Source organism: Staphylococcus epidermidis (assembly GCF_006742205.1).
Taxonomy (GTDB): domain Bacteria; phylum Bacillota; class Bacilli; order Staphylococcales; family Staphylococcaceae; genus Staphylococcus; species Staphylococcus epidermidis.
Map to the genome: position 1 here is coordinate 2,197,921 of NZ_AP019721.1, position 12,361 is coordinate 2,210,281.

Consider the following 12,361-nt stretch of genomic DNA (forward strand, 5'->3'; position numbering starts at 1 on the left):
TTCTATGTTTGTACTATAAGTGAATTATATGCACTAGGGGTGTTTTTTAACTGAGATGGATATCATCCAAACCCTTTGAACCTGAACTAGCTTATACTAGCGGAGGAAAGTGTTGAATCTCATCTAATTATCATTCTGTCTTTATATATTGATTTGGATGCACAACTTTTCTCATGAAGGTTGTGCATTTTTTCTTATACAAATAAAAATATTGGGGGCATGAAGATGAAAAAAACTGCAATTATCACGGGAAGTAGTCGTGGATTAGGCGCTAAAATTGCAATAACTTTACTAGAAAAAGGCTACAATGTTGTTGTTAATTACAAACAAAATAAGGATAAAGCTGAAAAATTAATTAGAAATTATAATCAAAGTAAGGCTATAGCTATTCAAGCTGATGTGACAGACAGAAACGATGTGAATCAAATGATTCAAACTGCCACACAACATTTTGGAAAAATAGATATAGTAATCAATAATGCACTTGTTGGTTTTAAATTTGATCCAAATCAGCAAAAATCGTTTGAAGATTTAACTTGGGAAGATTATCAACAACAACTTAATGGTACTTTAAAAGGAGCATTTAATGTGACTCAAAGCGTCATACCACAATTTATAGAACAACAAAGTGGATGCATTATTAGTATTGGAACCAATTTGTATCAAAATCCAGTCGTACCTTATCATGAGTATACAACAGCAAAGGCAGGTCTCATCGGCTTTACCCGTAATATTGCTGCAGAACTTGGACAATATGGTATCACAGCAAATGTTGTTTCTGGAGGATTACTCAAAACGACTGATGCAAGTGCAGTTACTACACCTGAAGTATTTGATTTAATTGCTCAAACTACACCTCTTAGAAAAGTAACATCACCTCAAGATGTAGCCAATATGGTTGTATATCTCGCTTCAGACGAAGCACGTGGCGTGACAGGTCAAAATATTACCGTTGACGGTGGTTTAACAATGAACTAAGCGTTTACACTCTTCGGTTGTGTATTTTTTACAAAAAGATAATAATTAATGAGGTGTTCATATGACAAATAATCACTTTCTTAACATAGGTGTGTTACTGTATGGGTGTGGTCATCATCAAGCGGCATGGCGTATGAAAGATTCTAATATTGAGGATATCGGCAACATATCTTATTATCAGCATTTAGCTCAAATAGCTGAGAAAGGCTTTTTGGATATCGTCTTTTTTGCAGACAATCAAGCCTTTAATGCGAGTGATAATACTACTATGCCCGCTTTTTGGTTTGATCCTATAATTAACTTATCAGCTATTGCACAAGTTACATCGCATATAGGATTAGTGCCAACAATATCGAGTACATTTTCAAATCCATTCACCGCTTCTCGTCAATTATTAAGTCTAGACTACTTATCTCATGGCCGTGTAGGTTGGAATTTGGTCACATCCATGACAGATATTGAAGCCCAAAATCACAGTCTTCAATACTTACCGGAAAGACATGAGCGCTACAAAAAAGCAGATGAATTTGCATCGGTAATGAATAAGCTATTCACTTCTTGGTCAACTGCATCTTATGTACCAGATAAAAACAACAACAAAATTATTGAGTCTAAAGATATTAAACCTTTTTATCATGAGGGGGACTATTTTCAAGTACGAGGACCACATACAACACCACAAAGTCCTCAAGGTAAACCAGTATCTATGCAAGCCGGTGCGTCAAAAGAAGGTATTGCATTAGCAGCAAAATATGCTGATGCTGTTTACTCTGTTTCATGGGATATTAAGCAAGCACGTAGTTATAAAAAGAAATTGTCTGATGCTATATCTAAAACTCACCATCCAGATAGAAAAATTAAAATTTTCCCTGGTTTAGTAACGTATGTAGGTGAAACCCATGAAAAAGCATTATCAAAAAAAGCAGAACTTGATCAAAAGTTACCCATTGAAGATGCTTTAAAGCAACTCAGTTTTTTTGTTCAACAAGATTGTTCAGATTGGGAATTAGATGAACCAGTTCCTCCCTTACCTCCCGTTGAAAATTTCAAAGGTCCGATTGGTCGATATGAAACAGTTTTAGCAATTATAAAAGATAAACAACCAACTGTAAGAGAATTATTAGGTTACCTAAGTGCCGGTGGTGGTCATCTTACTCTTATAGGTACACCTGAGGAGATAGTGGATGAGATGGAGCACTGGTTTAATGAAGGCGTTGCAGACGGCTTTAATCTGATGCCACCTTCATTACCCCATAGCCTTGAAGATTTTGTAAAATACATTATACCAGAACTACAACGTCGTTCTTTATTTAAAAATTCTTATAATCAACCTACACTACGTACATTATTAAATCTCAACTCATAAAACCGATGATTTTTATGTATTATTAAAAGAAAAAGACGTAGACGTGCGAATCAACTCACACATCTACGTCTTACTCAATTTAAAAATTTTATTTTCCGTATTGTTCTATAACTTGTTTAACATCTTTTGCACTGTTTATGATGACATCTGCGTCGTAGAGTTCCTCTTTTTTAGCCACGCCTGTTAGCACACCGATACCTAATCCTAAATTAGCATTAATCGCGGTTTTCATATCGTTGGCCGTATCTCCTACTATTGCTACCTGTCCCGGTTCAACATCAAAAGCATTAAATAGTGGATCTAACACTTTAGGATGTGGTTTTTCTTCTGCATGTGTTTCTGTAGAAATTACTAAATCAAAGAGATTTCTAGTTTGCGTTTCCTCCAGAAATTGATCGACTCCTTTTTTAGTATCACTTGTTACTATGCCTATGTGATATCCTTCATTTCTAAGAGCTTGAATAGTTTCTTGTACACCATCAATCCAATTGTTTTCAGGCACTCTTGAATCAATGAGTTCCTGACTCGTATCCCTTGTCCAATCTGAAGTTTCTTTACCTGTTACACCATTAAAAGACTCTATAATTTCACCTAATGAACCTGATCCCATAACAGAATCTGGTTTAATTTTTTTATCGATAATACCTAATTGGCGATGTGCCGCTTCCTTGTCATGTACTGGAAAGGTTTCTAAAAGTTGATCAACGAGACGTACGCCAATTTTTTCCCAACTACTGTCAAACTCAATCAATGTACCATCTTTATCAAATAATATCCATTCCACTTTTAATTCTCTCCTGAAAATGATTTTTATATTAATTATAGTTATATAAACTATTGTATTATAGTTTGCATAACAATTATAGGAAATTGAATTTTGTTTAAGTATTAAAACTAAAATTGGATTCAAAATTAAAAACGCTATTTTTCTTTAGGTGCTTTTATTAATTAATATATTCTTTAAAAGACTCTATTCATAATACGTATTGTACATCACTAATCTAGAACTTACTAAAAATGAAATGACTTAACTATACTTTGAAAATTTACAATACATGACTAGTTTAAGAGTTGCTTCACTATGATATAAATTTTTTAACTTATTATTTACCCATTGTTACAATTATCATAAATTAGAAAATTTAAATTCTTTTACTGAAAAAATTTGTTAAATAAATCTTTAACTAATCGTTCACTTGATTTACCATCTTTATATTTAAAATTTTTATTTAAAAACGGCTTCACCTTTTCTAATTCAAAATCATTATTTTCTAAAGCTAAAATAAGCTCATCAAAAGTTTTCACTATTTTACCAGGAACAAAGGTTTCATAAGGTTCATAAAAATCTCTCGTGTAAATATAATCTTCCAAATCAAAAGCATAAAAAAGCATTGGTTTTTTAAAAACTGAAAATTCATAGATTAAAGAAGAATAATCAGAGATTAAAATATCCGTAATGAACAATACATCATTTACTTCGCGGTAATTTGAAATATCTAAAAAATATTTACTATAAATTGCTGGGATATTTAATTTATTTCTAACAAAAGGATGCATTTTAAACAGAACAGTAGCTTGATGTTCTTCACAATAACTAGCTAATCTTGCAAAATTAATTTTAAAGAAAGGATAGTGTGCTGTGCGATGTCCATTTCCTCTAAATGTAGGTGCAAAAAGAATGACTTTTTTATTTTTTATAATTGGTAATTTTGTTTCTAAACTTTGTTTAATGCGTGTTTTATAAGATTCATCGAACAAAACATCCGTACGTGGAACACCTGTTGGAATAACCCTATGTTCTTCAATTCCAAAAGCTTCAGCATAGTAAAGAATATCATTATTTGACGAAACATAAGCTTTACTATAATTCCTATGTCCAATAGAGTCTATGAAAGGTCCTCCTTTTTTCCCAGTTCTACTAAATCCTACAGTCTTAAAAGCACCCACAGCATGCCATACTTGAACTATTTCTTGGTTTTCTCTAAATTGAAGTTTATATATCATCGGATGATAATCATCAACCAAGATATATTTAGATTTTCCTAAAAAATATGGAAATTTTAATTTATCAATAAACGATCTCCTATTTGCTATATTAGGTTTAAAAATAGAATGAATGACAAGTTTTTTGTCCAATTGTTGTTTAAGCATTTCTTCGTATATAAATTTAAAATTTCCTGACATATTTGCTCTAGAATCTGATGTAAACAAAACATGATTTTTATTATTCTTATATACTGTTTTGGAAATGTTAAATACCGACAAATATATTTTATCTCTCACATTGAAGCTAATTTTCCTCAAAGCTTTATGTAATATGTATGATAATTGCTTAAGTTTACTTATTTTCTTTATTTCAGATTTATATTGAACTTTAAAAATAAACTCATTAATTTCTTGGGATATTGCCGGAACAATGACGTAAGATTTAATCTCTTTGTTATTATATCTTTGGAAACTTTTACCATACTTTTTTAATAAATAACTTTTTTGTAACGATTGGGTCTCAAGTGAGTTGTAATCTCTTAACTCCTCTAAAGTCATCTGATTTTTTTTATCATTCAAAAATTTGGGGTTAATTTGGCAGACATATTCATCTTCTTGTCGGTTGATTAATATATAATTGCCTGTACCTAAAAAATTACCTTTTTCTAAAATAGCAATATTAAATCTTGCCTCAAAAGTTGACCCTTGAATATTAACATGATTGGCATTTAATAGTTTTGTTTCTGTTAGATTTCTAAGAAGGAAATTTCTTGTAGGTTTTACTCCTTCAAAATGTCCTTTGACGAAGAGTTGGACACGTTCCCAATAAATGTCATCTATAAATATATTTTGCTTTGTCATAGTTGTTTCCTTTTCTTTAAATATTCCATTTTAAAACTGTTTTTCCCCATGCGTTAGAAATATCATATTCGAACGCTGTAATGAGATCTTCTATGGTATTTATTTCAAATTCTTTACCTTTAAGTAATGCTAATTGATTAAGAACTTCAGGATATTTACGATACAATTCAATAGTTTTTTCAAAATCCTTTAAACCACTTCTGCTACTACCAATTATAGTTAAACCTTTTTCTAAAACCATTCTTGTATTCACTTGTATAGGCAGTTCGCTCACTCCTAATAAAGCGATACTCCCTTCAGGATTAATAATATTAATAATTTGTTCAATAGCCTGCTGACTTCCTTTACCACCCACGCATTCAAATGCATGATCAATTTTGATATGTTGAGGAATATTGTCAATTTGAATAATTTCATCTACAAATGAAAAACGGCTTAATTTATATAATGTTTTTCCAAAAACTATTATTTTTGTAGTAGGATATAGTTTTTTTAGTAAAACTGCAGTGATATACCCTAAATTACCGTCTCCCCATATCCCCAATGATTCAAATTGTGGTATTGCTTTTGATTGAAAACGATCTATTGCATGAACACTAACTGTAACTAATTCAGTATACGACGCTACACTCAAATCAATTTCTTGTGGTAAAGTGACTACTCTATCAGGTTTCATTACTATATAATCTTGCATAAAACCATCATAACCACTTGACTTAAAATGACTAGAAGTTAAATAATTTTCTGCAATAATATTATGCGATTTAGACGGTGTATTGGGAATCATAACAACCTTAGTTCCATTTTTCAGTCGATGTTCAGAGTCGTATACAATTTCACCTACACTTTCATGAATCAATGACATAGGTAATTTCTTAGATAAAATTTTGCTATCTCTATTTCCACAATAATATCTCAAGTCGGCTGCACAAATTGACAAATATAAGGGTCGAACAATAACTTTGCTATTATGATTATGTAAATCAATAGTTTTAAATGTTGCTTCAAATTGTCGTGGACTTACTAATTGATATACTTGATTAATCATTATCAACAGCTCCAGTAATAATTGAATTCGCAACTTTTAAATCATATGGTGTTGTTATTTTTATGTTAAATAACTCTCCTTTGACTAATTTTACTGGCTTACCCAATTCTACGAGTATTTTACACGCGTCAGTTAATATTTCCTTTTGAGATTGAGTTAACGATAAATAGCTATCCTTTAACTCTTTTATTTTAAAAGTTTGAGGCGTCTGTCCTTGATACATCTCACTTCTTATTGGAATCCCAGAAATAAATTGTGCATCATTTGAAGAAATGATAGTATCAACAGCATTAACAACCGTATCTACTGCACCATATTGACTGGCATATTCCACATTCTCTCTAATAATTCGATTTGTTAGAAATGGCCTAACTGCATCATGGGTAACGATTATATCTTCATCATTTAATTTTTTATGTTGCTCAATGCTTTCTATAATATTCATTATAGAGTGATTTCGGTCGTCTCCGCCTTGTATTACTTTTATTTTCTTATCGTCTAATTGATAATTGTTTAGCAAATCGAGCATATAATTGATCCACTTTTGAGGCGTGGCAATGATGATTTCATCAAAGTCCTTATACATTAAAAATTTCTCTACTGTATGAATAATAATAGGTTTTCCTTGTAATGATAAAAATTGTTTGGGTAATGGAACATTTCCCATTCTAGAACCAATACCACCTGCTAATATACCCGCATAAATCATTTTATCTCTCCTTATTCTTAGTTGTGTAAATAAAAAAAGACAGAAAAAACATACGTTAAAAAAGTTTCTCTGTCTAAATCTAATTAATTTATATTCATTTTATATCAATTGTATTTTACTACACACAACAAAAATATGAAATGAATAATTAATTAAAAAATATTTTTATATAAAAGGATTTTAAAAAGCAGATTGAAATTTAAAAATCAATCTGCCAAATAATAAATATACTATAGATGATAGTTAACAAATAATTGAAAACTCTATTTTTAATACTTAGGAACTTCTACTCTCCATCCGTATTTATCTTCTAATTTGCCACTTTGAATACCAGTATATGTGTCATATAATTTTTGAGTGATTTTACCAGGTTCATTGTTATTAATAACAATTTCTCTATCTTCATAGCGAAGTGTACCTACAGGAGAGATAACAGCTGCTGTACCTGAACCAAATACTTCTGTAAGTTCACCTTTATCATATGCGTTAAACAGCTCTTCTATAGAAACTCTTCTCTCTTCAACTTCATAACCTAAATCTTCAGCTAATTGAATAATTGACTTTCTAGTGATACCAGGCAAGATACTACCGTTTAATGCTGGCGTAACTACTTTTCCATTTTCTACGAAGAAAATATTCATACTACCAACTTCTTCAACATATTTTTGTTCAACACCATCAAGCCACAATACTTGGTCATAACCTAATTTATTAGCGTTTGTTTGTGCGAGTAAGCTGGCAGCATAGTTACCTGCAACTTTAGCGAAACCTACACCTCCACGTACTGCACGTACATATTCATCTTCGACATAAATTTTAGTTGACTTTAATGTGTCACCACCATAATAAGCGCCTGACGGAGATAAAATAATTAGTAATTTATATTGATGTGAAGAACGTACACCCAAAACACCTTCAGTAGCAAATACAAAAGGACGAATATATAACGATTGACCTTCGCCTTCAGGTACCCAATCTCGTTCAACGTCGATAAGCTGCTTCAACCCTTCTAATAATGCTTCTTCATCAACTTCTGGCATTTCTAAACGTGCTAAAGAATTATTAATACGTTTGAAGTTTTGATCTGGGCGGAATAATACAACTTCTCCATTATGTTTATAGGCTTTAAGGCCTTCAAAAACTGCCTGACCATAATGTAACCCTTGCGCTGCTGGTGAAATTTCAAATGGTGCGTACGGCACAATCTTCATATCATGCCATCCTTGATCAGCGTCATAATCAACACTTAACATATAGTCTGTGAAATATTGTCCAAATCCTAAGTTTGCTGTATCAGGTTTTTCTTTTAAAGACTCTCTTTTTTCGAATTTTACTTTTTCTGACATGACTGTTGCCTCCTAATATAATTCCAATTAAATAGATACACTAAATTATATCAATCGTGATTCTACTATTCAATGAATTTTCTAAATATTCAAAATAGATATTAATTTTATTATGTATACAGTATAAGTAAAACACTACCTTTATTAAGTTACAAGTTATGTTATTATCATCACCTATTTTTTCCGTAATTAAATTTGTGTTCTCATCGAAAATTAGCTTCTTTAAAAGTAGACTTGGAACTAAAATAGACTTTTCTTTACCCTATATATTATCATTCAATTTGACCATATGAGCCAAAAAACATCTGTATGAGATGATATATAAATCAGACAATTTGTGTAATGTAGTTACGCGAAAAACTGCTTCTAACTTCACTTGTCATCCAATTTTTTGATGCAGTATCTTTTATTAAAGTTTTAAAAGATAGCTATATACTTTAAAAAATCGGTATGGGCTCAGCATTCTTTTTGTTTTTTCTCAATTGCCTCTAACATCACTTTAGTCATAGTTGGTAAATCATATTTAGGATCAAATCCCCACTCTTCCTGAGCACAGCTCGTATCTATACTATCTGGCCAACTTAATGCAATATCTTGACGCTCTAAATCAATGTCATAATCTAAGGTGAAATCTGGATAGTATACTTGTATAGCTTGTTTTAGCATTTCAGGTTCAATACTCATCGCACTTAAGTTATAGCCATTTCTTGTTTTTAATTTAACACTGTCTTCTTCCATTAATTTGATAATCGCATCAATAGCATCTTCCATGTACATCATATCCATATAAGTGTAACGATTAATATAACTTGTATAATGTCCTTTTCTAACTGCCTTAAAATACATATCAACTGCATAATCTGTTATGCCACCGCCAGGTTCTTTAACATGTGAAATTAAACCAGGAAATCTAACGCTACGTGTATCTACTCCAAATTTGACATAATAATACTGACATAATAATTCCCCAGTTACTTTGTTTATACCATACATAGTCGTTGGTTGTTGTATTGTTAATTGAGGTGTATTTACTTTAGGTGTCGAAATACCAAAAGCTCCTATTGAACTTGGCGTAAAATATTTTAATTGATACCTTCTTGCTGCTTCGAGTGTATTTATAAGTCCCCCCATATTCAAATCCCAGGCAACTAGTGGTTTCTTTTCCGCTGTAGCAGAAAGCAGTGCAGCCATATGCATAAGTGTATCAGCATTGAAATATCTCACTGTTTCAAATAAACGATTTCTATCTGTAACATCTAAGATTTCAAAAGGACCGTTTTTAACTGGAGAGTGTGGTTCTGGCTTTCTTATATCAGTAGCTAATACATTTTCAGTTCCATATCTTTCTCTACACTTAATAACTAATTCAGTACCAATTTGACCAAGTGCTCCAGTGATTATTATTTTTTTCATAAACTAATCTCCTTATATTTAAATATAAAACGCAACTTTTGTAGAATGAACAATCCTCTTACTTAAAAAATATAATAATATGATGGTAATTTCTTTATAAAATATGTTCTTTATTTGTAAAGTCACGCGTACGTTAGTCTAACGTTTGTCTGAAGGCACAGTGACTGACGACTAAAAAGGTAGGTTTGCTCTTTGTTAGTAAAATACGATAAAATATATACTAAAAGTATTGAATTTTAAAGGGGATTTGTATTGTAGATGAAACGAAGTTCATACCTACGTCGTCAATCAAATTTAATTATATCTATGATTATTTTCGTTATTTTTTTAATTGTAGATATCAATGTACTTATTAATAAACATCAAGTTGTGCCTGTGCTATTATCAAGTATCAGTTTAATTATTTTTATCATGCTATTTGTAGTTGCATTGTTCAAATGTATAACTAATTATAAACATCAATCTTAGTTAAAAGTAATTTCCCTATCGTCAGATAAAAAATAAATAGAGCAGTTACGGGTCTACCTGCTCTATTTTTCCTAACATTGATTTAACCTAAGATTGTATTAATTTTTTATAAAAATATTGTGCCACAATGATATCTACAATTGCTAGACCGACCGATTTAAAGACTGTCACTTCTTCTTCAGTTTCGCGGCCAACTTTTTCACCAGAAATAATGTCGCCTAATTCACTATGTAGCATATTTTTAGTTAATATTCCTTCTGCTTGAGGAATTTTTAAATCACCTGTTTCTTCTAAAGCTGCTTCCATAGATTCAACAACAATTTTATTAGCAACAAGCATTGTTTCTGAAGGTATTTCTTGCATATCTGGTTTAAAGGATCCGACTGCATTTAAATGCACGCCTGGATGTAAAGAATGAGTATAAACGGGCTGATTTGCATTTGTTGCTGTAACTACAATATCTGCACTGTCTATCGCTTCATCTGCCGATCTAAATACACTCACTTTAATATTAAATCGATTTCGTATATTTTGAGCAAATTTTTCTGCTTTTTCGAACGTTCTACTTGCGATGTGAATTTTTCAATATCTCTAACAGCAAGTATCGCTTCAATTAAACCTTCAGCTTGTACACCTGCCCCTATTACACTAAGTGTTTTAGCGTTTTCTTTTGCTAGATATTTAGTAGCTACACCTGAAATTGCACCAGTTCTTACTTTAGTAAGAAAACCACCATCTAATATAGACAATGTTTCTCCTGTTTCATAGTCACTTAAAATAACTGATCCAGTAATAGTCGCTTTCCCTTTTTTTGAATTTTCAGGTGCAAATGAGACTGTTTTAAGTCCAACGATATTTAATTCATCTGATAATGCTGGCATCACTAAATAACGATTTTGCTCATTAAATGGCAAAACATATCTTAATGGCGTTATCGTCTTATTCTCTGAAAAAGCTTGCAAAGCTTTTTCTACTTCTAAAATGACTTCATTCATGTCTAATAATTGAGCTTGTGTTTGCTCATCTATATATTTCATTATTATGAATCCCCCCCACGCGTTTAATGTATTATATAGGATTATTTAGATGGTTAAGTTTTTCACAAAGTTTAATATAACAAGATGTGTTAAATCGTAAGTCTCCATTAAAATTCTTTTGCTTAAATAAACTTAAAAGTCTAAGCTCCTATCTCAAATAATATTGACTTTAAAAAGCTCTTTTCTTCTAATCATTTTAAAAATAAAAATCATATATTTGCTTTATCACAATATATTCTTAATAATCATGATTATTTTGTATTAGGTATATGATATCGATGAACAGGTTTACCATTTTTTTTAATATAGGATTCAATTTGATATCCACCACATTTCTTCATCACTGTTTGAGAAGCAAAATTAAGTGGATTACAAGTCATAAGTACGACCTCTACATTTAATGTCTTAAGTTCATCTAAAGCCTTTTCTAGAAGGATAGTAGCGTAACCTTTCCCTCTATAAGATTTAGCTACACCGTATCCCACATGACCACCAATATTAGATAGTTTATCATTTAATTGATGTCTGATATCAACAGCACCTATAATAATTGAATCTTTAAAATAAAATAGTGTTGTAGTCGGTACAAAACCCTCATCAACTTCACTACAATTAAGCCGATCAACCATATTGTTAAATGAACTATAATTGGCAATATCTGTATTCCCTGGTACCACTTTTTCCTCATTTTCATACCACTCTTGAATATAATAATAGTATGCCTCTTTATCTTGATAGGTTATTGGTCTTATTTCCTCCACTTAAATACCCCATAACTTATATTATTGATAACTCTATTTTAATGTGATTAACTGTGAACATCAAAAATTATAACAAACTATATCATAATAATTTTATATTTCTACATATAAGTTAAGGTATTATTTTATAATAATTTTCTTACTTTTTAATTTTTTCCACTTCTAATAAACTATAATTACTAATTCTAATATTCCTTTAGCCAGAACTTCATATAATATTAAAATGTCGTATACCAATTAAATTCTTAGAAATACGCCTAATTCACATCACTACCTAGTATTTTAGTATTCTACATATTTTTGAATACTTTTACATAAACTTTATCTTCTATAATAACAGTTAATAACAAAAATTTTATGGACGATTTTTTCTTATTAATTTTAAGTG

At 30.9% G+C, this 12,361-nt stretch carries 10 protein-coding genes, 1 pseudogene and 1 riboswitch; of the genes and pseudogenes, 3 read left to right on the top strand and 8 right to left on the bottom strand.

Going from position 1 to position 12,361, the window contains the following annotated elements; translation table 11 throughout:
* Positions 1-25 precede the first annotated feature (25 nt).
* A riboswitch (TPP riboswitch) is annotated at positions 26-125 on the top strand.
* Between the two features lie 100 nt (positions 126-225).
* Complete coding sequence (locus FNL83_RS10820) at positions 226-978, top strand: 3-oxoacyl-ACP reductase (protein ID WP_001832302.1); 753 nt, start codon at positions 226-228, stop codon at positions 976-978.
* Between the two features lie 61 nt (positions 979-1,039).
* Positions 1,040-2,344: an NtaA/DmoA family FMN-dependent monooxygenase gene (locus FNL83_RS10825; RefSeq protein ID WP_001832263.1), complete on the top strand. Its 1,305-nt coding sequence runs from the start codon at positions 1,040-1,042 to the stop codon at positions 2,342-2,344.
* Positions 2,345-2,432: 88 nt separating this feature from the next.
* Here FNL83_RS10825 and FNL83_RS10830 read toward each other — a convergent pair whose 3' ends face one another.
* The 6 genes from FNL83_RS10830 to FNL83_RS10855 all read right to left on the bottom strand — a co-directional run bounded on the left by FNL83_RS10830 (position 2,433) and on the right by FNL83_RS10855 (position 9,707).
* Positions 2,433-3,128, bottom strand: a complete 696-nt coding sequence (locus FNL83_RS10830; RefSeq protein WP_001832318.1) for an HAD family hydrolase — start codon at positions 3,126-3,128, stop codon at positions 2,433-2,435.
* Positions 3,129-3,496: 368 nt separating this feature from the next.
* Positions 3,497-5,191 (bottom strand): CDP-glycerol--poly(glycerophosphate) glycerophosphotransferase, encoded by a 1,695-nt coding sequence (locus tag FNL83_RS10835; protein WP_001832305.1) that lies wholly within the window; start codon positions 5,189-5,191, stop codon positions 3,497-3,499.
* 16 nt (positions 5,192-5,207) lie between these two features.
* The gene (locus FNL83_RS10840; protein ID WP_001832309.1) at positions 5,208-6,239 is read right to left on the bottom strand and encodes an alcohol dehydrogenase catalytic domain-containing protein; all 1,032 of its coding nucleotides are present in this window, start codon (positions 6,237-6,239) and stop codon (positions 5,208-5,210) included.
* Complete coding sequence (locus FNL83_RS10845) at positions 6,232-6,948, bottom strand: IspD/TarI family cytidylyltransferase (protein WP_001832311.1); 717 nt, start codon at positions 6,946-6,948, stop codon at positions 6,232-6,234. Before FNL83_RS10845 ends, FNL83_RS10840 begins: the two co-directional genes overlap by 8 nt.
* 269 nt (positions 6,949-7,217) lie before the next feature.
* Positions 7,218-8,294, bottom strand: coding sequence for a branched-chain amino acid aminotransferase (locus tag FNL83_RS10850; protein ID WP_001832304.1), 1,077 nt, complete (start codon positions 8,292-8,294; stop codon positions 7,218-7,220).
* A gap of 456 nt (positions 8,295-8,750) precedes the next feature.
* Positions 8,751-9,707: an NAD-dependent epimerase/dehydratase family protein gene (locus FNL83_RS10855; RefSeq protein WP_001832307.1), complete on the bottom strand. Its 957-nt coding sequence runs from the start codon at positions 9,705-9,707 to the stop codon at positions 8,751-8,753.
* A 258-nt stretch (positions 9,708-9,965) separates the two neighbouring features.
* Between FNL83_RS10855 and FNL83_RS10860 the strand changes: the two genes are divergently transcribed.
* Entirely contained in the window at positions 9,966-10,175 is a 210-nt protein-coding gene (locus tag FNL83_RS10860) for a hypothetical protein (protein ID WP_002469109.1), read from the top strand.
* Between the two features lie 87 nt (positions 10,176-10,262).
* On the opposite strand, the pseudogene FNL83_RS10865 reads toward FNL83_RS10860, so the two are convergent.
* Both FNL83_RS10865 and FNL83_RS10870 read right to left on the bottom strand, forming a co-directional pair.
* Positions 10,263-11,212 (bottom strand): annotated as a pseudogene (locus tag FNL83_RS10865) (ornithine cyclodeaminase family protein).
* Between the two features lie 251 nt (positions 11,213-11,463).
* The gene (locus FNL83_RS10870) at positions 11,464-11,973 is read right to left on the bottom strand and encodes a GNAT family N-acetyltransferase (protein WP_001832276.1); all 510 of its coding nucleotides are present in this window, start codon (positions 11,971-11,973) and stop codon (positions 11,464-11,466) included.
* Positions 11,974-12,361 lie beyond the last annotated feature (388 nt).